We start from the raw sequence: 21,973 nt of genomic DNA, 5'->3' as shown, positions 1-21,973 counted from the left end.
TGAACGTCTGGCTGAGGGAAGACGGCTCTGTTTCCGTCAGTACGGACCTCCCTTGATGTCGGCGCTCTGATGCTCACGCATCGGGCCAGCGCGCCTGCGCAATAGGTCAGCTAAGGCGAAGTCGCGCTCACTTGATGTCATCCGGGTGGACCGCGCGTGGCAATCGCTCGGTCGCCCGATGTCCCGGCTTGGGCGCGGAGCAGAAAGAGCGAAGTGTTTGGCAACCAGATTCCGAGTGCCGACCCGGACGGGGATGGTGTGGCAGTCGAGCTGGCGCTGCGCTTCCCGGGCCAGCAGGCGACGGATGCGAGTGGACTGTTCTACAACTACCAGCGCGAGTACGACCCGGCTGTGGGGCGCTATTCGCAGAGTGATCCGATTGGGTTGAATGCTGGCGTCAGTACGTATGGCTACGTGATCTCGAATCCCACCCGATTTATTGATCCGCTCGGGCTGACGACTACGCTGATAACGACATATAATTTCGGTATTGCAAACCACTCGGCGATTCATGTTTCGAGGCCTGGAAAGCCTGATTTCCTGTACGACCCTTCCGGCACTTACGCACCTGGTGGCCGTCGAGGAACAGGCGGGCTATTTGAGGGGCGCGACGCCAGCTTGGCCAGCTACAAGAAGTATCAGGTAGGAACTGGTAGTCGAGTTGTTTTTACAGTAATTCCTTTGACTCCCGAGCAAGAGTTGACTCTCATTGCGAACGCGGAGGAGTGGGGGGATGCGCGTGGATTCTGGTGTGCGAGCCATGTGTCCGGGGCGTTGGGCGGAATGTGTGGAATCAAGCAAACCCTCTTCCCAGGTGTTCTTCAAAAGAGTGCAAAGGCAGCGGAATGTCCAGTCAAGTGAAGGATAGAATTTTCTCATCGTTGATTTGCTTCACTCTATCTGCTTCTGTGAATTTTGCGGGATGGGTATGGATATCCGCTTTCATGAAGATAGGGGCGATGCGAGTTCCCTACGTACTGCTTCTCTCATTACTCCTTTCGGTTACATTCTTTGCGCTCTCTCGAGGCGAAAGTATGCGCCGCATCCCGCGAAGTTTAGTGGTGGGGTTGATCGCTGGTCTTGTACTCGGGGTCGTGGCTGTAACTTCTTCCAATCTGGCAATTGATGGGGGGCGCTTGCTTCTAAAGAGCCTTGAGAGATTCGGAGCAACGGCATTGGTAGCAGACCTTTGGCCATCGCTGTTACTTGGAAGCTGGCTTGTGGGAGCGATCTCATTTTGCGGGGCATCGGCTTATTTAAGGCGAGCGTCCCTAGGGATGCCCTGAATAATTGCCACTGAGCCCTGGATTTCCATCATGCCGAATTAACCTATGCCCCGGCGCCACCGGTAATCGCACCTCGCTGCCACTTCAGCAGGCACTGCCAGCCACACCTATTCCGCAGCCAGCCACCGACTGGCCGCCGTGGATGGCGAAGCGCGCAACCATGACACAGTGGGCAATACCACCAGCATCGGCAGCAAGACGTTCACCTACAGCGATGCCAACCGCATGAACGCGGTGAAGCAGGGCAATGCCGTGCTGGAAAGCTACGGTTACAACCATCGCGGTGAACGCGTACTGCGTACCCCGGGTAGTGGCGCAGCGCAGATCACCCTGTACGACGCAGCAGGGCAGTGGCTGGGCAACTACTCGGCTACGGGCCAGGCGCAGCAGCAGGCCATCTGGCTGGACAACTACCCGGTGGCGCTGATCAACGTGCCGAGTACCGGCGTGCCGGAACTGGCCTACCTGCAGCCGGATCACCTGGGTACGCCGCGCGTGGTGATCGATCCGGTACGGAATGTCTCGATCTGGGAGTGGAGCAACAAGAGCGAGGTGTTCGGCAACCAGATTCCGAGTGCAGACCCGGACGGGGATGGTGTGGCGTTCGAGCTGGCACTGCGCTTCTCGGGTCAGCAGGCGACGAGTGCAAGTGGGTTGTTCTACAACTACCAGCGCGAGTAAGGCCCGGCGGTGGGCCGGTACTCGCAGAGTGATCCCATCGGGCTGGATGGCGGCATCTCCACATTCTCTTACGCTGAAAGCAATCCTCTGTCCTATGTTGATCCTCTAGGGGAAATGTCGCGACGCAAAGGTGAGCGCAATTTGACTCGCTCGCCAGATGGCACAGGCAACCCAGATAAGCATTGGAAGGATGATCCCAAGCGGCCAGGATGGGGTTGGCAGCTGGATGGCCATTCAGGTAAGCCGAAGTACAAAAAGAGACCGCACTACCTGCTTCCCCCAAAGGCAATCGGGCCGGGTCTGGTCCTCCGGGTTGCCCTTCAGGTAGCCTGTGAGAATGGCGACCTTGCCTCCTGCAAGACGCGCTGTACTCTGTTGCCTGAGGTCTGTGGCAATGTTGACTTCGCCGAACCCGACGTAGCGATGTGTCCAACTGAGGGGCCGTCGTTGAATTTGCAGTGATAGGCAGTGATCCGTCGATCTTCATGGTTCCAGGCACAATGTGGCCTGGATTCCGTGATGGTTCGCAGCATGCCTGTAGATGACAGGACGTGGAGTTGATAGTGAAGTCATTGCATTCGCGAGCGAAGATTGACTTGGCGCCCTTGACCGCAAGGGCTCTAAGAAAAATAGTGGGGAGTCTGTTCCATCGCCGGCACGACTATGGTGATTTCGAGCCCGAAGAACTGCTGGATGAGCTTGCGCGGCTCGGTGTTACAACGGCCAAGAGACTGCTTATGAAAAAACATCGTCGCGCAATTCTTCGGGACGAGAGGGCGAAGATGTCTAGAAGAAAGATGCTCTACCTCTTAGACGAGTTCGGCCCTGAAGGTCTTGACATGCATGCCAATATCTCTTGGTTCGCGACTTCGGGATTGGTGCGGCAAGCCATTGAGAAGGAATTCGGCTGGGAGGCATTTATTGCTTTGTACGATCGCCAGCCAGGCGCCGCCTCTGGTTCTTCTGAAAAGTCGGCGCCCTAGCATGAAGTCCATTGCGCTTTGGAGAATGAAGCGCGAGGCCAAGAGGAGCGGTCTGCGAGTCGTTGGCAATTTTTTGATTGCGTTACATACGCGCGATGTTATCTCAGGCTTCACGTTGGATCCTGCGCCATCCTCTACCTATATATGGACCTTCGTAATTCCGACATATGATGATTTGCCCTGTCTGCACATGTCTCTAGGTCAGAGGATTGCAAGCGCGGAAGTGGATAAAGGTTTTTTCTGTGGAATGCATGAGGCGCATGCCAAAAAGCTTGAGACAGTGAGAACGGCGGCAGACTTGTTGCTCTATGTCGACAGTCTTGATTTCACAAGCGACTATTCGGAATGGGTAAAATACATATCCGCCATCCGGCTGGGCGATTTCGTGGCGGCGGACGCGACGCTGAAGACGCTTTTGAAGTTGCCAATGTCCAATGCTATTAAAAGTAGATTAGATGCGATTCTTTCTGTGCTGAAGAATGGTGGTGAATCGGGCGCGCAGCATCTTTTGGAGGCGTGGTCTGTTCAGACGGATCGATTAGTGGGCTGCAGCTCCTGGGGCAGCCGGCGGTAGCGAATCGTCGCGCTGCACGCAGCCCTAATGCAGCAGGGAATACCACGCTCTGGCAGCAGATCGTTTACCTGCAGCGATACCAACCGCATGAACGCGGTGAAGCAGGGTAATGCCGTGCAGGAAAGCCACGCCTACAACCATCGCGGCGAGCGCGTGCTGCGTACCCCTGCCGGTGGAACTGCCCAGATCACGCTGTATGACGAAGCAGGGCAGTGGCTGGGCAACTACTCGGCCACGGGCCAGGCGCAACAGCAGGCCATCTGGCTGGACAACTACCCGGTGGGGCTGATCAATGTGCCGAGTACCGGCGTTCCGGAACTGGCCTACGTCCAGCCAGATCATCTGGGCACACCGCACGTGGTGATCGATCCGGTGCGCGATGTGGCGATCTGGGAGTGGAGCAACAAGAGCGAGGTATTCGGCAACCAGATTCCGAGTGCCGATCCGGATGGCTGTGGTGTGGCGTTCGAACTGGCGTTGCGCTTCCCGGGCCAGCAGGCCACGGATGCGAGCGGGTTGCTTTACAACTATAGTGGTTCGATCAAAACATCAAGGGTGACTCCACCGCTGACTCCACCGCTGACTCCGCTGCGGATCAGCTGGCAAACCGCCTCGGACGATCATCTGGACAAATGAGCCGTACGCGGAGGTGCTCGCAGATGTGCGGGAGCTATCGACCCGGTGGAAACTTCCCTTGCTGATGTCTCGGATGCCTCAGATGTACGCTCCCAAGCTGCTCCCAATCGTGACGCTGTCAATCGCACTTTCTGGTTGCATGGAAGTTGCCAGCACAGAGTATGCAGACCGCAATCAAGCCGTCTCAAGGCAAGCAATCGGTGAATCGAAATGGTTGCCTTCATGGTTGCCTGAGGACGCAGTCAACATACGCGAGTCGCACGACATGGACACAAATGAGTCGTGGTTGGTTTTCCGCCTGACCAGCGGGGCTCTTGCTTTGCCCGAAGAATGTAGGCTGGTGAGCAGGCCGGAGATGTCCGACGCGCGAGTCATGCGGAGATTTCCTCAGTTTGCCCGCAACGCGTGGTCGCGAGCGTCAAGCTATGGCGGCAAGTTCTATCTGTGTCCGGAGGGAAATGTTGGCCGCTGGGTCATGCGCGATGAAGAGCTGGGCCTTGTTTACAGCGGAATAAAATTATAGTTGGCTGGGCGGTCTCACCCAGTAAGCGAGATGCGTGAGTGGCACGTGGCGGTCTCCTTTCCCGGTGCCTGATTCGGCACTTTCCGGCCGAGCGTCGTGTGGGTTCGGGTATGTGTCAAATCGACCTTGCCACTGGTCCGTGTTCACGAATGGGAGGGCCGTGTAAGAAGATCGGATGGTCCGGCAAGCTTTAAGCACCCTGGCGTTCGGCAGGAAGATTGCTGGGCCGCGGTGACGACTGTGCGGGAGGACCTATGCGATATCGGCTCCATGCTCTATTGTGGCTGCAGCGCAGGCGGTGGATAGAGGCGAATGGAAATGAAGGAAAGCCTGAGAGAAAGAGAGGCGCTGTCGCCAACTGGCTTCTATGACCGATACTATGCGGAGAGTGGCCTGGAACAGGAAACCGTAGTGGAGCTGCTGGAGCATGTTGCAGACGAGCTTCGTTTGCCCTCCGGGAAGCTCCGTCCTGGAGATCGATTTTCGAAGGAACTGTCGCCTGGTGAAGCTCATGGTTGGGACTCGGGGTATGGGGTGTTGATATTCGAGCTTCAATCGCTCGCAAAAGAACGTGGTATTGCAGTCGATCGGCGGGTGGATTCGCTCGACGACTATATTCGTATCATGGCGGGTATCTATTGATGAGATTGATGCGTCCCTGAATGGCTATCGGCGTGAGACGTCGCAGTGCGTACTGAGGATTCGGGGATGCCAATGGTGAGGTGTGCCGCCGCTGTCGTTGCCGGTCTGATTCTGGCCGGCTGTGCAACATTGGGTGGCGATATGATCGTGCGCGTCTCGGGAAGCGTGCCGCCAGGTCAGGGTGACGTTCGCGCTCTCGATTGTGAGCTGAGCATGCTCGGGGAGGGCGAAGGTGTAGTTTCGTCGAAACCGGTTGGAAGCACATTCTCGGTCCCCATGATGGTCGTTGCAGGGCCGGAACCCCAGAGCTACCAATTCGCCGTTGAATGCAGGGACGGCCGGAGGTTCGCATCCAAGCCGGTGCAGATCAGTAGTCGGCGGTCCTATGCCCGGGATCTCAATCTTGGGGAGCTTCAGGAGCGGTGAGAGAGAGGAAGGGGCGACCGGGGTCGCACCTCCGTGGTATGCATCTGACGGATTCCAGTGGATGAATGAAGATTTCAACTTGCTCGAATGGTGTGACGCCACGTTGCTGGCCATCAACATTGACAGGAGCAAACCTGGCGTATGCGACGAGGTAAAGGTCCACGTGCGCTGGCCGGACGGCCGGCAGGCAACCGTCTGCTTCTCGGAAGCCTACGGGTGCTCGGCGCTCATGAACTTCGGCGTACTGGGGGAGGAGGGAATAGAGTTCGCCAGGGTCGAGGACGACGAGCCGGGGCTTGCTCATCTTCTTGATCGTTGGAAGGCGGTCGGCTATCCGCTGTCCGGCCTGAAATGTTTCCGTATCGAGACCACCTCGACCGGAAGCGTAATTCTCATCTACGCCAGGACATGGCGGATCGAGCATCTTCCGATGGCGGGTGCAGTGCCCTGAAGGACATTCCGTGCCCAGATTCCTCACCCCGACAAGGCTCCCTCATCCGGGGGAAGGCGCCTGAGAAGACCGAGCGGAGACGTGCTTGGTTTCACGATTTTTGGCCCTGCGGCGACGTTGGCCGCCACACTCTGCAAATTGAGGCCTTGATGATGGTGAGGATCCTGACAGCACTACTTCTGATTGGAGTCGGACTTGGATTCTCTGGCGGCGCATGGGCTGTAGGAAAGCGGCCCTTCAAGATGATCCAGTTCTGCGTGCATGACCAAGAGGGCGTGAATCGGTTCAAGCAGACCCTCAGCTCTATCGCCAAGGACGAAGGAATGCAGTACTTCGATGGCAGCGCTGAATTGGATCGCCAGCTTGCCAGGGCAAAGGTGGACGTGAAGCGCCCTGTCGTCTACGTCGGAGTGAAGCGGGAAGATGGCTCGGGACTGGAGGCGGGGAACCTCGGATTGGATCGCTTCGAGATAGCTATCGGCTTCTCTGAAGGGAAGATGCCCGCCGAGGCACGGTCATTTTCTGTCCGCGTCGAACGCACCTTGGCCGAGCGCTGGAATGCACTCGCGATTCCCTCGGCGAAGGGCGCTACGCCGCTGGCATGTCGGGTGGAAGGCGGTTCTCGTTGAAGTCCGTTGCACATGACATTCACCCTTCGGGCTGTAACCGCCCCACCGCGTGGGCGCACAACGACTGGCAGGCCATGACCAACCCCTCCATCACCCGGTCGCCCACGTACTGCCCGGGTTCGCCGTTCTGACGGGTGCGTTCGGCCGCCAGCAGCATTTCCAGCACCACCCGCAACCCGCTCAACGCGCAATCGGCGTCGGCCAGGGCCAGGCAGCGCCCGGGCAGCTGGTGACGCTCCGGCCAGGGTTGCCCGTCGGCCGCAGCACCGGAGCCGATGCGGTGGAGGTTGGCAATGAAGGTGTTCCTGTCCACTGTTGGCGCAGCCTGTGGCGCACCGTCGTCGCCGGCGGTGTTGCGGTAGGCGTGCAGATGCGGGAAGTCCGATTCGTTCATGGCAAGGCTCCGTGCAGGGCAATCGGTAGCCGCCACCCATAAAAGTGGCGGGCGGTACGTGGTTCGAACACCGGGTTGATGTCAGTCCGGCGGGCCCGAAGGCCCCCACGCACCGCCCGCCATAGCCGGCAGACGGATTGCCAGCCGGCGCCACGCTAAGGTGGCGCCGGCTGGCAAGCGCATACATCAACATCAACTCGGGTGTTCGAAGCCCGGCCACCTATTTCCGGTGGCACGCCATCTGAGCCCTTGGCGCTGTGCAATGCCAATCAGAAGAGTTGTAAACATCACTCGATTGGAGACGCTTTTGACATTGTCCCATGCTGTTAAGCACTGCCAGCGCTGGCTGGCGCGGCGGTCCGCCCGCACCGTGCAATCTGCGACAGATGTCGAGGTTGGGGGGCGTTACGGAACAAAGGGGGAGGGGCGATGACGACAGGCTCTGCGGGGAGCGACCTGTGTCGAGCATGGCCCGCGTCTACAGGCGCCAAAGCGTGACGTGCGACTCGGGTTGACGTTCCCAGCCACCAAGCGCAGGCTTGCTCAGCACGTTTCCTAAACAGAAGGAGACTTATGACCGCCACCGCTTCGCTGCACCCCACCCCCGACACCCAAGGCCGTTCCCGCCTGTGGAGTGTGTTCTGGCTGCAGGGCGTCATTCCCAGCAACATTCTGTGGGCGGTGGCCCTCTGGGCGCTGGCCAACCAGCGCACCCCGCTGCTGCTGGGGGTATTTGCCGTGCTGCTGCTCTATACCGGCTGGATCATCCCGGCGGTCTGGCGGGCGGCGCCCACCGCGCACAACCCCAACCTGGGCGTGGCGGCGCGCGGGCTGACCGTGGCCTGGGGGCTGAACACCGTGCTGGTGATCTTCTTCCTGACCCTGCAGCTGGTGGCTCAATAGAACTGAACGGGCTCGCCGCCACGGTCGAAGGCGGCGAAGCGGCCGATCTGACCGTCATGGATGGCGTTGACCATCAGCTGCAACGGGCGCGCGGCTTCGTCGCTGTTCGGCGCGAAACCGCCACGGCCAACCAGCGCCGCTACGAACACCAGGTCCCAGTCGATGCCGGTGGTGGTCGATTCGCCCGCCAGCGCCTGGAAGCTGGGCACCTCGGCCGGCAGCTTGTCCACGCACAGCACCGGCGACAGGGTGCCGCCCTCGCGGCGGTCATGACGGTCGCGCTGGTCGCTGGTGGGCGATTCGGGCAGCTCGGCGCGCACGAATACGAACAGCAGGCGTTGCGGTTCAGCCTGCTCGCCGGCGGCGTGCAGCAGTTGCTGGAAATCGTTCATCATCATGAGGGTTGTCACACGCCCGCTGCACGGAAAGCCGCATGCTGCCACAACGCCTGCCGCGCGGGGCCGAACGCGATTGATTTAAGTCATGCCGATGGAACTGAAGGCCGCGTACTCTGGCAATCGTTCCAGCAGGCGAGGGTATCCGGGCCGTTCCGGGAACAGGCAAGACGGTGGAGCAACAAGGTGGACCAGCCATGAGCCAACTCACCGACGGTTTCGGACGCAGCTTTCCGTACCTGCGCCTGTCGTTGACCGAAGCCTGCAACTTCCGTTGCAGCTACTGCCTGCCCGACGGTTACCAGGCCGATGGCCGCCCGCGCTTCCTGCAGGTGGATGAAATCGCAAGGGTGGTGCGTGCGTTTGCCGCGCTGGGCATGAGCAAGATCCGCCTGACGGGCGGTGAGCCCAGCCTGCGCAAGGACCTGGACGAGATCATCGCCACCGTGGCGGCGGTGCCGGGCATCCGCAAGGTGGCCATCACCACCAATGGCACGCTGCTGCCGCGGCGCCTGCCGGGATGGCACCGGGCCGGCCTGACCGCGCTGAACGTGAGCATGGACAGCCTGCAGCGCGAACGTTTCCACACCATCACCGGGCACGACCGCCTGCCGGAGATCCAGCAGGGCCTGGCCCTGGCGCAGGCGTTGGGCCTGCAGGCGATCAAGCTCAACGCGGTGCTGCTGCGCGGCCTGAACGACGACGAGCTGCCGCAGTGGATGGACTACCTGCGCGATCGCCCCTTCAGCGTGCGCTTCATCGAGCTGATGCGCACCGGCGACAACGAAGCCTATTTCCAGCGCCACCACCTGCGCGCCGATCGGGTGATCGAGCAGCTGCTGGCTGCGGGCTGGCACGAGCGCCCGCGCGCGGCCGATGCCGGCCCGGCGCGCGAGTTCGGCCACCCCGACCATCGCGGCAGCATCGGCATCATCGCGCCGTATTCGCGTGACTTCTGCAAGGGCTGCAACCGCCTGCGGGTGACCGCCAGGGGCGACCTGCGGCTGTGCCTGTTTGGCGAGTTCGGCGTTCCGCTGCGCCCGCTGCTGCAGCGCGACGAGGACCGCGACGCGCTGCTGGCACGCATCACCACCCAGCTTGGCCTGAAAGCGGCCGGGCATGGACTGCACCAGGGCCAGACCGGGCTGACCCCGCACCTGGCCTCCATCGGAGGATGAGCAACACGATGAGTGGGGAATTGAACGCGGCCTTCCACATGGCCGATGTGCGCAACAAGCGCATCAGCCGCCGCCGTGCGGTGGCGGTGGGCGAGTTGCATGCCGGTCCAGTGGCCTATCCGCTGATCGTCGAGCGCCGCCTGCCCAAGGGCGATGCGCTGGTGATGGCCGAGATTGCAGGCCTGCAGGGTGCCAAGATGGCGTCGATGCTGATGCCGCTGTGCCATCCGCTGCCGCTGGAACTGGTGCAGGTGTTCTGCGCGCCGGTGCCGGAACGGCAGGCGATCCGCGTGTGGTGCGAGTGCGCCAGCGAGGCCCGCACCGGCGTGGAGATGGAGGCACTGGCCGGCGTCAACGCGGCGCTGCTGACCCTGTACGACCTGAGCAAGCCGGTGGAACCGGCGCTGCGCATCGAAGGCATCCGCCTGCTGTTCAAGGAAGGCGGCAAGCGTGGTGTCTGGCTGCACCCGGACGGCATGGACGAGGCCGAGCGTGAGCGTTTCAAACCGCGTGCGCCGAAGGGCCTGGAGGGCGCGGCCTGCGCGGTGATCACGCTGAGCGATCGCGCCAGCGACGGCACCTATGAAGATGTGTCCGGCCCGACCCTGGTGTCTGGCGTGGAAAAACTGGGGGGCGAGGTGGTAGCCGCCGAGGTACTGCCCGATGGCATCGAGCCGTTGGCGGGCCGCCTGCAGGCCTTGGCCGCCGAGGGCGTGCGCCTGTGCCTGTGTACCGGCGGGACCGGGCTGGGCCCGCGAGACCTGACCCCGGAGGCGTTGCGTTCCTTGAACGCGCGGCCGGTGCATGGCCTGGCGCAGATGGTGCGTGCACTGAGTGCACAGCACACGCCGATGGCCTGGCTGAGCCGCGCCGAGGTGGTGCAGCTGGGCAACATGCTGGTGTTTGCATTGCCGGGCAGCCCGAAGGCGGCGGCGCAGTGCCTGGACATCCTGGCGCCGGTACTGGGCCACGCACTGGCAATGGTCGAGGGTGGTGGCCACTGATGATTGCCTATAGCGAAGCCTTGCAGAACCTGCTGGACGCGGCCATGCCGCTGCCGGCTGAACATCTGCCGCTGCATGAGGCCGGCGGCCGCACTCTGGCCCGTGACATCCACAGCGCGCAGTCGCTGCCGCCGTTCGACAATTCGGCGATGGACGGCTTCGCGCTGCGCGCCGACGGCGCGACGTTCGAGGCCGGTACCGAGTTCGCGGTGCAGGGCTGGCAGGCGGCCGGCGATGCTGGCGCCGAAGGCGGCGAGGGTGCCTGGGAAATCATGACCGGGGCACGCATGCCGGTTGGGCTGGACACGGTGGTGCCGGTCGAGAATGTGGAGATCCTCGCCAGCGAGGACGGCCGCCCGACCCGCATTGCCCTGAAGGCATTGGTGAAGCCGGGCCAGAACGTGCGCCTGCGTGGCGAGGATGTAAGCGACGGCGAGCGCGTGCTGCAGGCCGGGCAGGTGCTGGATATCAACGCGCGCACCCTGCTGCATGCGATCGGCGTGGGCGAGGTGGCGGTGGTGGCAAGGCCAAGGGCCGCAGTGATCGCCACCGGCAAGGAGCTGGTGACCGAGGCGGCGCAGACGCTGGCGTCCGGGCAGATTCGTGACAGCAACCGGCCGTACCTGGTTGGCCGCCTGCAGGCCGCCGGTGCCGAGGTGGTCTGGCAGGGCACGGTGGGCGACGACGTGGCCGCCTTCAATGCAGTGCTGGATGAAGCGCTCGCCGCGGGCGCGCAGGTGCTGATCAGCACCGGCGCGGTGTCGGCTGGTCGGTACGATTTCGTTCCCGATGCGCTGCGCGGCCGGGGTGCGCGCATCGTGTTCCACAAGGTGGCGATCCGCCCCGGCAAGCCGTTGCTGTTTGCGGTGCTGCCCAATGGCGCGCTGTATTTCGGCCTGCCGGGCAATCCCGTCTCGGCGGCCGTGGGCCAGCGCTTCTTCGTCGAGCCGGTGCTGCGCCGCCTGCTGGGGCTGGCACCGGAGCCGGTGCTGACGTTGCCGCTGCAGGCCGACGTGCGCACGCCGCCGGGCCTGCGCTTCCACGCGCGGGCGCGGGTGGAAGTGGACGCGCAGGGGCGCCTGAGTGCGCGCGTGCTGTCCGGGCAGGAATCATTCCGTTTGATGTCCATGCTGCAGGCCAACGCCTGGGTGGTGTTGGAAGGCGAGGGCAGCGTGGCCGCTGCCGGCACGCCAGTGCGCGTGCAGGGCTGGGGTCATCAGGACCCGGTGCAGCTGGCGAGCCAGGAGCCGTGATGAGACAGGTGAATCTGCAGTTGTTCGGTGCGTTTTCCGATCTGGATGCAAGCCGTGAAATCGCGGTGGAGGTGGCTGGTGGCACCGTGGCCGATCTGCGCCAGGCGCTGCGCGAGCTGCTGCCACTGCGTTGGCCGGGTTTCCGTGCCGGCCTGCTGGATTACTCGGCATTCGCCGATCAGCAACGCGTGCTGCGCGACGACGAGGCGCTGCCCGACGATGGCCGGGTGGCGATCCTGCCGCCGGTGAGCGGGGGCTGAGCGATGAGCGAGACGATCATTGCCAAGGTGGTGGACCGCGCGCAGGCGGCGATCGATCCGGCCGAGGGCATCGCGGCGGTCTCCGATCCGGGCTTCGGCGGCATCGATGTGTTCATCGGCAAGGTGCGCGACGTCAACATCGGCCGGCCGGTGACCGGGATCACCTACGACCTGTTCGAGCCGCTGGTGTTGAACGAGTTCAAGCGGTTGGCCGCCGAGGTCGAGGCGACGTTTGGCCCGAAGCTGAAGCTGTATGTGGCCCATGCCAAGGGCCGGCTCGGCATCGGCGATGTGGCGGTGGTGGTGGCCGCCGGCAGCCCGCACCGTGACGAGGCATTCCGGGCCTGCCGGCAATTGATCGAGGTGGTCAAGCACCAGTGCCCGATCTGGAAGCAGGAACATTACGAAGACGGCGACAGCGCGTGGAGCGAGGGCTGCAGCCTCTGCCACGCGGACAGTGAACCTGCACATGCCCATGACCATGCGCACGATCATCAACATTGATGCCGGCGCAGCCACGCATGGCGTGGCTCTACTGCGATGAGCATCACCGGCATCGTGCTGGCCGGTGGCCTGTCCACCCGGATGGGCCGCGACAAGGCGCTGCTGCCGTGGCAGGGGCGCACGCTGCTGGAACACATGCGGGGCCTGTTGATGCAGGCTGGCGCACGCGAGGTCTGGGTCAGCGGAAATTACCCGGCGTTCGGCGGCATACCGGACCGCCTGGCACGTTGCGGGCCGCTGGGCGGGCTCTACAGCGTGGCGATGCGCATGCCCGATGGCCCGGCCTGGGTGGTGCCGGTGGATACACCGCTGCTGCCGCCGCGATTGCTACAGAAATTGCGTGACGGCCATCGCGGTCCATGCACGATCTTTGCGGGCCACCCCCTGCCCATGCTGGTGGATATAGACGATGCTTGCCGCAACGTACTTGGATCGATGCTGGATGACCCGGACGGCCCGCGCTCGCTGCAGGCCCTGCAGCGCCGTCTTGGCGTGAATTCCGTGGCCCTGGCGCCGGTTGACGAGGCCGGGCTGGTCAACTGCAATACCCCCGAACAATGGGAGGATGTTGCGTCATGAAAGTGCAGTTGCAGGACCAATCGGTACGGCTTCGCCTGGACGAGGCCGAACTGGCGCGCCTGCTGGCCGGTGAATCGGTCGAGAACATGACCCGCTTCGGCGGTATCGAGGGCTGGGGCATGGCGGTGTCGCTGCATGGCGGCGAGCGGCCGGTGCTGCTCGATGGTGGCACCTTCTGCCGCCTGGTGCTGCCGCGCCCGGCGGTTGAGGCCTTGGCGGCGCGGCTGCCGTGCCGGGATGGCCTGCCATTCGACATTGCCCTGGAAGATGGCAGCCGGCTTCAGCTGCAGTTCGATGTGGACGTGCGCGACAGCGTGCGCCAGCGCGGAGTCACGCGCCGCAATACCGCTTCATCGGTTTGACATTTGTCAGGGGCAGGGTGAAAACCGGCCCCTGATTGATCCAGATCAACCCCGTCGTAGTTGCCGCACGGCCTAATGGCTGCACGACGACGGGTCACAACTTGAAAGCAATACCCACGTCATTCCACAGCCTTGGAGCCATGTATGACCGTCGGTAGCGATCCTGTTGTCCGCAGCACTGCCCGTCCGGGTCGCGTCATCAGCGACTGGACGCCGGAGGACCCCGGCTATTGGGAGCGCACCGGCAAGCGGGTTGCCACCCGCAACCTGGTCATCTCGATCCCCTCGCTGCTGCTGGCCTTCTCGGTCTGGGTGCTGTTCTCGGCGGTGTCGATCAGCCTGCCGAAGATCGGCTTCAACTTCAGCACCGACCAGCTGTTCTGGCTGGTGGCGCTGCCCAGCCTGTCCGGCGCGACCCTGCGCATCTTCTATTCGTTCGTGATCCCGATCTTCGGCGGCCGCCGCTGGACCGCGCTGTCGACCGCCTCGCTGCTGGCGCCGACGCTCTGGCTCGGCTTTGCGGTGCAGGACCCGGCCACGCCGTACTGGGTGTTCGTGGCCATCGCGATCCTGTGCGGCTTCGGTGGCGCGAACTTCTCATCGTCGATGTCCAACATCTCCTTCTTCTATCCCAAGCAGAAGCAGGGCCTGGCGCTGGGCCTGAACGCTGGCCTGGGCAATGTGGGCGTGTCGGTGGCGCAGGCGGTGATCCCGCTGGTCATCACTGTAGGCGTGTTCGGTGCGCTGGGTGGTGCACCGCAGCCCACGGTGGAGGGTGGGGCACCGCTGTTCCTGCAGAACGCCGGCTTCATCTGGGTGCCGGCCATCGCGCTGTGCGCCATCGCGGCCTGGTTCGGCATGAACGACCTGACCAGCGCCCGCTCGTCGTTCTCCGAGCAGGCGGTGATCTTCCGCCGCAAGCACAACTGGCTGATGTGCTGGTTGTACATCGGTACCTTCGGTTCCTACATCGGTTTCTCGGCCGGCTTCCCGATGCTGGTGAAGAGCCAGTTCCCGGACGTGAACCCGCTGGCCTACGCCTTCATCGGCCCGCTGCTGGGCGCACTGATGCGCTCGGTGGGTGGCAGCATGGCCGACCGCTGGGGTGGCGCACGCCTGACCTTCTGGGTGTTCGCGCTGATGATCGCCGCGGTGTTCGGTGTGTTGCACTTCCTGCCCAGCGATGGCCAGGGCGGCAACTTCCATGGCTTCCTGCTCAGCTTCATGGCGCTGTTCGTGCTCAGTGGCATCGGCAACGGCACGACCTTCCGCATGATCCCGGTGATCTTCCGCACGCTGCATGAGCGCTGGTCGGCCAACGACAACGCCGAGGGCAAGGCTACCGCCGCGCACCAGGCCAGCATCGAGTCGGCTGCGGTGGTCGGCTTTTCCGGTGCGATCGGCGCCTACGGCGGTTTCTTCATTCCCAAGAGCTACGGCTCGTCCATTACGTTGACCGGCAGCCCCGACATGGCGCTGTACGGATTCGTTGTTTTCTATGTCACCTGCCTGGCCGTGACCTGGTGGTGGTACTACCGGCGCGGTGCCGAGACACCCTGCTGACGACATGAAAACGCACCGCAGCCAGATGACACACACAGCCACGATGCCGATGTCCGCAAAGGGAGATCCCCGATGAGTTATTTCCTCGATCGCTTGCAGTTCTTCAAGCGTGACCCCCAGACCTTTGCCGATGGCCATGGATTTGCCAATAGCGAGGGCCGCGACTGGGAAAACAGTTACCGCGCCCGCTGGCAGTACGACAAGATCGTGCGGTCCACCCATGGGGTGAACTGCACCGGCTCCTGCAGCTGGAAGATCTACGTCAAGAACGGCCTGGTCACCTGGGAAACCCAGCAGACCGATTACCCGCGCACGCGTCCGGACCTGCCCAACCATGAACCGCGTGGCTGCCCGCGTGGCGCCAGCTACTCCTGGTACCTGTACAGCGCCAACCGGCTGAAGTACCCGCTGATCCGCGGCACGCTGCTGCGCCTGTGGCGCGAAGCGCGCAGGAGCAAGGCCCCGGTCGATGCCTGGGCCAGCATTGTTGAAGACAAGGAGAAGGCGCGTTCGTACAAGACCCGCCGCGGCATGGGCGGCTTCGTGCGCCTGCAGTGGGAAGAGGCCAACGAGATCATCGCCGCTTCCAATCTGTACACGGTGAAGCAGTACGGCCCGGACCGCGTGGTCGGCTTCTCGCCGATTCCGGCGATGTCGATGGTGTCCTACGCCGCCGGCGCGCGTTACCTGTCGCTGCTGGGCGGCGCCTGCCTGTCGTTCTACGACTGGTACTGCGATCTGCCGCCGGCCTCGCCGCAGATCTGGGGCGAGCAGACCGACGTGCCCGAATCGGCCGACTGGTACAACAGCCGCTACATCATCGCCTGGGGCTCGAACGTGCCGCAGACGCGTACGCCCGATGCGCACTTCTTCACCGAAGCGCGCTACAACGGCACCAAGACGGTGGCGATCTGCCCGGACTATTCCGAGCTGGCCAAGCTGACCGACCACTGGCTGCACCCCAAGCAGGGCACCGACGCTGCGCTGGCGTTTGCGTTCGGCCATGTGATCCTGCGTGAGTTCCATGTCGATTCGCCCTCGCAGTATTTCCAGGACTACTGCCGCCAGTACTCGGACATGCCGATGCTGGTGCGCCTGGAGCGCCGCGACGATGGCCGCCTGGTGGCGGGCCGCTTCCTGCGCGCCAGTGAGCTGGGCGGGCTGGGTGAAGCCAACAACCCGGACTGGAAGACCCTGGCCTACGACGAGAACAGCGGCCAGATCGTGGTGCCCAATGGCTCGATCGGTTTCCGCTGGGGTGAAAAGGGCCGCTGGAACATCGAAGAGAAGGCCAGCAATGGCGCCGACACGCGCCTGCGCCTGAGCTTGTCCGACGCCAATGACGGCATCGAGGCGGTGAGCTTCCCGTACTTCGGTGGCATTGAAAGCGACGGCTGGACCGCCGCACCGGCCGAAGACGTACTGGACCGCAACATTCCGGTGCGCCGCCTGGCCACGGTCGACGGCGGCGAGACGCTGGTGGCCACGGTCTACGATCTGCTGCTGGCCCAGTACGGCGTGGACCGTGGCTTTGGCGGCGGCAACGTGGCATCGAGCTTCGATGACAGGGTGCCGGGCACGCCGGCGTGGCAGGAGCGCATCACCGGCGTGTCGCGCGCCGAGGTGATCGAGATCGCCCGCGAGTTCGCGCGTACCGCCGACAAGACCCACGGCCGCTCGATGATCATCGTCGGCGCGGGCATGAACCACTGGTTCCACAACGACATGAACTACCGCGGCCTGATCAACATGCTGATCATGTGTGGTTGCGTGGGCCAGACCGGCGGCGGTTGGGCGCATTACGTGGGCCAGGAGAAGCTGCGCCCGCAGACCGGCTGGCAGCCGCTCGCGTTCGGCCTGGACTGGAGCAAGCCGCCGCGCCACATGAACGGCACCTCGTTCTTCTATTTCAACACCGGGCAGTGGCGTTACGAGAAGCTGCAGGTGGACGAGCTGCTGTCGCCGCTGGCCGATGCCCGCAAGTACAGCGGCAGCCTGGCCGACCTGAACCTGCGCGCGGTGCGCATGGGCTGGCTGCCGAGCACCCCGCAGCTGGACCGCAACCCGCTGCAGTTGGTACGCGAGGCCGAAGCGGCCGGCGTGGCCCCGGCGGACTACGCGCTGGGCAAGTTCAAGGATGGCTCGCTGGACTTCGCCTTCGCCGACCCGGACGCCAGCCAGAACCACCCGCGCATGATGTTCATCTGGCGCTCGAACCTGCTCGGTTCCTCGGGCAAGGGCCACGAGTACATGCTGCGGCACCTGCTGGGTACGCGCCACGGGCTGCAGGGCAAGGACCTGGGCGAAATGGGCGCAGTGAAGCCGCAGGAGGTGAAGTGGCGCGACGACGCGCCGGAAGGCAAGCTGGACCTGCTGGTCACGCTCGACTTCCGCATGTGCACCACCGCGCTGTACTCGGACATCGTGCTGCCGACGGCAACCTGGTACGAGAAGGACGACCTCAACACCTCGGACATGCACCCGTTCATCCACCCGCTGTCCAAGGCGGTGGACCCTGCGTGGGAATCGCGCAGCGACTGGGACATCTTCAAGGAGGTGGCCCGCACCGTGAGCGAGATGGCGCCGGGCGTGCTGGGCGTGGAGAAGGACCTGGTGCTGGTGCCGACCCTGCACGACACCCCCAACGAGCTGGGCATGCCGTTCGGCGTAGCCGACTGGAAGAAGGGCGAGTGCGAGGCCATTCCGGGCCAGACCATGCCGTCGATGACGGTGGTGGAGCGTGACTACCCGAACCTGTACCGCAAGTTCACCTCGCTCGGCCCACTGCTGGACAAGCAGGGCAACGGCGGCAAGGGCATGAGCTGGGACACGAAGCACGAGGTCGAGTTCCTCGGCAAGTTGAACCACACCGTGCACGAAGAAGGCATAAGCCAGGGGCGCCCGGCCATCTCGACCGCGATCGACGCGGCCGAAGTAATCCTGCACCTGGCGCCGGAAACCAACGGCCACGTGGCGGTGAAGGCCTGGGAATCGCTGGGCGCCTTCACCGGTCGCGAGCATACGCATCTGGCGGTGGGCAAGGAGCACGAGGCGATCCGCTTCCGTGACATCCAGGCGCAGCCGCGCAAGATCATCTCTTCGCCGATCTGGTCGGGACTGGAAGACGACAACGTCAGCTACAACGCCGGCTATACCAACGTGCACGAGCTGATTCCGTGGCGCACGGTGACCGGTCGCCAGCAGTTCTACCAGGACCACGAATGGATGATCGACTTCGGCGAGGCCTTCATGAGCTATCGCCCGCCCGTCAACACGCGCACGGTGGAGCCGCTGCTGAACCAGCGCCCGAACGGCAACAAGGAGATCGTGCTGAACTGGATCACCCCGCACCAGAAGTGGGGCATCCACAGCACCTACAGCGACAACCTGATCATGCAGACGCTGTCGCGCGGTGGTCCGATCGTGTGGATCAGCGAGGACGACGCGCGCAGTGCCGGCATCGTCGACAACGACTGGATCGAGCTGTTCAACGTCAACGGTGCGATCGCCGCGCGTGCGGTGGTCAGCCAGCGCGTGATGCCGGGCATGGCGATGATGTACCACGCGCAGGAACGCATCATCAATGTGCCGGGCTCGGAGATTTCCGGCACCCGCGGCGGCATCCACAACTCGGTGACCCGCATCGTGCTCAAGCCGACCCACATGATCGGCGGCTACGCGCAGCTGGCCTATGGCTTCAACTACTACGGCACCTGCGGAACCAACCGCGACGAGTTCGTGATCGTGCGAAAGATGGACAAGATCGATTGGCTGGACGATGAGGCAGTACCTGCAGCTGTAAAGGAGGTGGTGTGATGAAGGTCCGTGCACAGATCGCGATGGTGCTGAACCTGGACAAGTGCATCGGCTGCCATACCTGCTCGATCACCTGCAAGAACGTCTGGACCTCGCGCGAGGGCGTCGAGTACGCCTGGTTCAACAACGTGGAAACCAAGCCGGGCATCGGCTACCCGAAGGAATGGGAGAACCAGGACAAGTGGAACGGCGGCTGGGTGCGCAGCCGCGCCGGCAAGCTGGTGCCACGCGCAGGTGGCCGCTGGCGCATGCTGGCCAAGATCTTCGCCAACCCGGACCTGCCGCAGATCGACGACTACTACGAGCCGTTCGATTTCGACTACCAGAACCTGCACACCGCCAAGGACAGCCAGCACCAGCCCACCGCACGCCCGCGTTCGCTGATCAGTGGCGAGCGCATGCAGAAGATCGAGTGGGGCCCGAACTGGGAGGAGATCCTCGGTTCGGAGTTCAGCAAGCGCTCACGCGACTACAACTTCGACCAGGTGCAGAAGGAGATCTACGGCGCCTTCGAAAAGACCTTCATGATGTACCTGCCGCGCCTGTGCGAGCACTGCCTGAACCCGGCGTGCGTCTCGGCGTGCCCCTCGGGCGCGATCTACAAGCGCGAGGAAGACGGCATCGTGCTGATCGACCAGGACAAGTGCCGCGGCTGGCGCATGTGCGTGTCGGCGTGCCCGTACAAGAAGATCTACTACAACTGGAAGAGCGGCAAGTCGGAGAAGTGCATCTTCTGCTACCCGCGCATCGAGATGGGTGAGCCAACCGTGTGCTCGGAAACCTGCGTGGGCCGCATCCGCTACCTGGGCGTGATGCTGTACGACGCCGACCGCATCGCCGAGGCCGCTTCGGTAGCCGCCGAGAAGGACCTGTACCAGGCCCACTTGGACATCTTCCTGGACCCGAACGATCCGGCAGTGATCGCCGCCGCGCGCAAGGAAGGCATCCCGGACAGCTGGCTGGATGCGGCCAAGCAGTCGCCGGTGTACAAGCTGGCGATCGACTGGAAGCTGGCGCTGCCGCTGCACCCGGAATACCGCACGCTGCCGATGGTCTGGTATGTGCCGCCGCTGTCGCCGATCCAGTCCGCCGCCGAGCGTGGCCGCGTGGGCATGAGCGGCGAGCTGCCGGACGTGGCGTCGCTGCGCATCCCGATGCGCTATTTGGCCAACCTGCTGACGGCCGGTGACGAGGCGCCGGTGGTACGCGCGCTGGAGCGGCTGATGGCGATGCGTGCCTGGCGCCGGGCCAAGAACGTGGACGGCGTGGAAGACACCGCCGTGCTGGAACAGACCGGGCTAAGCATCGCCCAGGTGGAAGAGATGTACCGCTATCTGGCCATTGCCAACTACGAGGACCGTTTCGTGATTCCGACCGGCCACCGCGAGTACGCCAACGACGCCTTCGGTGAGCGCGGCGGCTGCGGCTTCAGCTTCGGAAACGGCTGCAATGGTGACAGCCCGGCGGACCTGTTCGGGCAGCGCAAGACCACCACCTTCGTGGTGGACAAAGGCCCGAACCAGCGCCGCAAGGAGGTGGTGTGATGAGCGTGCTCAAGCTGGTCGGGGTGTTGCTGGACTACCCCCGCGAGGAACTGTGGGAGCACGGCGAGGAGCTGCTCGCCGCCTGTGACGACCCGGCGCTGAACCCCGCCCGCCGCCAGCAGCTGCGCAGCTTCGTGCAGCAGCTGCTGGCCACCGATGCGCTGGATGCACAGGCGGCGTGGCTGGCCAGTTTCGACCGCGGCCGTTCGATGAGCCTGTTGCTTTTCGAACACATCCATGGCGAGTCGCGCGACCGCGGCCAGGCCATGGTCGATCTGGTCGAAACCTACCGCCGCAACGGCTTCGAACTGGATGCCCGCGAGCTGCCGGATTACCTGCCGTTGCTGCTGGAGTTCCTGGCCCACCGCCCCGGTAGCGAGGCCCGCGAGTGGCTGCACCACATCGGCCATATCGCCGGCATGCTGGCCGCGCGTGCCGCCGAGCGTGAGCTGCCGCACCGGGTGCTGTTCGAGATCCTGGTCGAAGCCGGTGACGGCAAGGCCGATCTGCAGGCGCTGCGCCAGCGTGCCAGCGAGGAAGTCCGCGACGATACCGCCGAGGCCATGGACCGCTTGTGGGAGGAGGAGGCGGTGCGCTTCGGCGCCGAAGCCCCTGCCGAAGACTGCAAGCCGCCCGTGCGTTCGCCGGCCCGTCCTTCGCATCGTGAGGTCCAGCCATGAGTTACTCCCTGCATCAATTCGCCTTCCAGTACTACCCGTACATCGCCGTGGCAGTGCTGCTGATCGGCAGCTGGGCCCGCTATGACAAGGCCATGTACACCTGGCGCACCGGCTCCAGTCAGATGCTGTCGGACAAGGGCATGCGGCTCGGCAGCAACTGCTTCCACATCGGTATCCTGGCCATCCTCGGCGGCCACCTGGTCGGGCTGCTGACGCCGCACGCGGTGTACGAGCACTTCATCACCTCCTCGCAGAAGCAGATGCTGGCGATGGTGGTCGGTGGTGTGTTCGGCGCACTGTGCTTCATCGGCATCAGCATCCTGCTGGTACGCCGCCTGTTCAATGCGCGTGTTCGGGCTACCGGCAGCTTCGGTGACACCCTGGTGCTGGTGCTGCTGTTCGCGCAGCTGTGCCTGGGCCTGTACAGCATCCGCGTCTCGTCCGGTCACCTGGACGGTGGGGTGATGGTGCAGCTGGCCGAGTGGGCGCAGCACATCGTGACCTTCCGTGCCGGAGCCGCTTATTACATCGAGGGCGTCAGCTGGGTCTACAAGATGCATATCTTCCTGGGCCTGACCCTGTTCCTGATCGCGCCGTTCACCCGCCTGGTGCACGTATGGAGCATTCCGATCAGTTACCTGTGGCGGCCCTACCAGGTGGTGCGCCGCCGTCAGGCCACGCTGCGCTATGGGCCGCGGGAGTAAACC

21 protein-coding genes and 3 pseudogenes are annotated in these 21,973 nt (G+C 63.7%); 22 read left to right on the top strand and 2 right to left on the bottom strand.

Annotated elements, in window-relative coordinates:
- Positions 1-138: 138 nt before the first annotated feature.
- The 9 genes and pseudogenes from ACUDTM_RS04130 to ACUDTM_RS04090 all read left to right on the top strand — a co-directional run.
- Positions 139-861: pseudogene (locus ACUDTM_RS04130) on the top strand (RHS repeat-associated core domain-containing protein); the annotation flags it as partial.
- Positions 862-1,341: 480 nt separating this feature from the next.
- Positions 1,342-2,078 (top strand): annotated as a pseudogene (locus tag ACUDTM_RS04125) (RHS repeat-associated core domain-containing protein); the annotation flags it as partial.
- A 452-nt stretch (positions 2,079-2,530) separates the two neighbouring features.
- Positions 2,531-2,950: a hypothetical protein gene (locus ACUDTM_RS04120; RefSeq protein WP_188240908.1), complete on the top strand. Its 420-nt coding sequence runs from the start codon at positions 2,531-2,533 to the stop codon at positions 2,948-2,950.
- Position 2,951: 1 nt separating this feature from the next.
- Positions 2,952-3,524 carry a hypothetical protein gene (locus ACUDTM_RS04115; RefSeq protein ID WP_143592480.1) on the top strand — a complete coding sequence of 191 codons (573 nt, stop codon included), beginning with the start codon at positions 2,952-2,954 and terminating at the stop codon, positions 3,522-3,524.
- A gap of 14 nt (positions 3,525-3,538) precedes the next feature.
- Positions 3,539-4,055: pseudogene (locus ACUDTM_RS04110) on the top strand (RHS repeat-associated core domain-containing protein); the annotation flags it as partial.
- Positions 4,056-4,242: 187 nt separating this feature from the next.
- Positions 4,243-4,683, top strand: a complete 441-nt coding sequence (locus ACUDTM_RS04105) for a hypothetical protein (RefSeq protein WP_143592479.1) — start codon at positions 4,243-4,245, stop codon at positions 4,681-4,683.
- A 312-nt stretch (positions 4,684-4,995) separates the two neighbouring features.
- Positions 4,996-5,325 carry a hypothetical protein gene (locus tag ACUDTM_RS04100; protein ID WP_111008031.1) on the top strand — a complete coding sequence of 110 codons (330 nt, stop codon included), beginning with the start codon at positions 4,996-4,998 and terminating at the stop codon, positions 5,323-5,325.
- 487 nt (positions 5,326-5,812) lie between these two features.
- Entirely contained in the window at positions 5,813-6,202 is a 390-nt protein-coding gene (locus tag ACUDTM_RS04095) for a hypothetical protein (RefSeq protein WP_061479978.1), read from the top strand.
- Positions 6,203-6,351: 149 nt separating this feature from the next.
- Complete coding sequence (locus ACUDTM_RS04090; protein ID WP_227837675.1) at positions 6,352-6,831, top strand: hypothetical protein; 480 nt, start codon at positions 6,352-6,354, stop codon at positions 6,829-6,831.
- A 19-nt stretch (positions 6,832-6,850) separates the two neighbouring features.
- On the opposite strand, the gene ACUDTM_RS04085 is transcribed toward ACUDTM_RS04090, so the two are convergent.
- Positions 6,851-7,225, bottom strand: a complete 375-nt coding sequence (locus ACUDTM_RS04085) for a hypothetical protein (protein ID WP_072167559.1) — start codon at positions 7,223-7,225, stop codon at positions 6,851-6,853.
- A 573-nt stretch (positions 7,226-7,798) separates the two neighbouring features.
- On the opposite strand from ACUDTM_RS04085, the gene ACUDTM_RS04080 reads away from it, so the two are divergent.
- Complete coding sequence (locus ACUDTM_RS04080; protein WP_019659894.1) at positions 7,799-8,128, top strand: hypothetical protein; 330 nt, start codon at positions 7,799-7,801, stop codon at positions 8,126-8,128.
- Here the strand turns inward: ACUDTM_RS04080 and ACUDTM_RS04075 are convergent.
- The gene (locus tag ACUDTM_RS04075; RefSeq protein ID WP_227837673.1) at positions 8,122-8,526 is read right to left on the bottom strand and encodes a ribonucleotide reductase subunit alpha; all 405 of its coding nucleotides are present in this window, start codon (positions 8,524-8,526) and stop codon (positions 8,122-8,124) included. The two genes, ACUDTM_RS04080 and ACUDTM_RS04075, sit on opposite strands and share 7 nt — an antisense overlap.
- Positions 8,527-8,720: 194 nt before the next feature.
- Between ACUDTM_RS04075 and moaA the strand changes: the two genes are divergently transcribed.
- From moaA to narI, 12 genes are all read left to right on the top strand, one after another.
- The gene (gene moaA / locus ACUDTM_RS04070; RefSeq protein ID WP_072167561.1) at positions 8,721-9,701 is read left to right on the top strand and encodes a GTP 3',8-cyclase MoaA; all 981 of its coding nucleotides are present in this window, start codon (positions 8,721-8,723) and stop codon (positions 9,699-9,701) included.
- 8 nt (positions 9,702-9,709) lie between these two features.
- Positions 9,710-10,705: a bifunctional molybdenum cofactor biosynthesis protein MoaC/MoaB gene (moaCB, locus tag ACUDTM_RS04065; protein ID WP_072167562.1), complete on the top strand. Its 996-nt coding sequence runs from the start codon at positions 9,710-9,712 to the stop codon at positions 10,703-10,705.
- Complete coding sequence (locus ACUDTM_RS04060; RefSeq protein ID WP_088496068.1) at positions 10,705-11,958, top strand: molybdopterin molybdotransferase MoeA; 1,254 nt, start codon at positions 10,705-10,707, stop codon at positions 11,956-11,958. Before moaCB ends, ACUDTM_RS04060 begins: the two co-directional genes overlap by 1 nt.
- Positions 11,958-12,218 (top strand): MoaD/ThiS family protein, encoded by a 261-nt coding sequence (locus ACUDTM_RS04055; RefSeq protein ID WP_065177647.1) that lies wholly within the window; start codon positions 11,958-11,960, stop codon positions 12,216-12,218. Before ACUDTM_RS04060 ends, ACUDTM_RS04055 begins: the two co-directional genes overlap by 1 nt.
- A 3-nt stretch (positions 12,219-12,221) precedes the next feature.
- On the top strand, positions 12,222-12,722 hold the full coding sequence (locus ACUDTM_RS04050; protein ID WP_005416853.1) for a molybdenum cofactor biosynthesis protein MoaE: 501 nt from the start codon (positions 12,222-12,224) through the stop codon (positions 12,720-12,722).
- A gap of 36 nt (positions 12,723-12,758) precedes the next feature.
- Positions 12,759-13,301 carry a molybdenum cofactor guanylyltransferase gene (gene mobA, locus ACUDTM_RS04045; protein ID WP_072167564.1) on the top strand — a complete coding sequence of 181 codons (543 nt, stop codon included), beginning with the start codon at positions 12,759-12,761 and terminating at the stop codon, positions 13,299-13,301.
- Entirely contained in the window at positions 13,298-13,663 is a 366-nt protein-coding gene (locus tag ACUDTM_RS04040; RefSeq protein ID WP_053499740.1) for a hypothetical protein, read from the top strand. Before mobA ends, ACUDTM_RS04040 begins: the two co-directional genes overlap by 4 nt.
- 144 nt (positions 13,664-13,807) lie before the next feature.
- Entirely contained in the window at positions 13,808-15,226 is a 1,419-nt protein-coding gene (locus ACUDTM_RS04035; protein WP_053499738.1) for a NarK family nitrate/nitrite MFS transporter, read from the top strand.
- Between the two features lie 72 nt (positions 15,227-15,298).
- On the top strand, positions 15,299-19,042 hold the full coding sequence (locus ACUDTM_RS04030; protein WP_445391180.1) for a nitrate reductase subunit alpha: 3,744 nt from the start codon (positions 15,299-15,301) through the stop codon (positions 19,040-19,042).
- Positions 19,042-20,586, top strand: coding sequence for a nitrate reductase subunit beta (narH, locus tag ACUDTM_RS04025; protein ID WP_065177652.1), 1,545 nt, complete (start codon positions 19,042-19,044; stop codon positions 20,584-20,586). Before ACUDTM_RS04030 ends, narH begins: the two co-directional genes overlap by 1 nt.
- Complete coding sequence (gene narJ, locus ACUDTM_RS04020; protein ID WP_005416842.1) at positions 20,586-21,266, top strand: nitrate reductase molybdenum cofactor assembly chaperone; 681 nt, start codon at positions 20,586-20,588, stop codon at positions 21,264-21,266. Before narH ends, narJ begins: the two co-directional genes overlap by 1 nt.
- A complete protein-coding gene (narI, locus tag ACUDTM_RS04015) occupies positions 21,263-21,970 on the top strand; it encodes a respiratory nitrate reductase subunit gamma (RefSeq protein ID WP_072167565.1) in 708 nt (235 codons plus the stop codon). Before narJ ends, narI begins: the two co-directional genes overlap by 4 nt.
- Positions 21,971-21,973 lie beyond the last annotated feature (3 nt).

It is taken from the genome of Stenotrophomonas maltophilia group sp. vghtpe118 (assembly GCF_052605195.1).
This window is presented reverse-complemented; position numbering and strand designations above follow the sequence as displayed.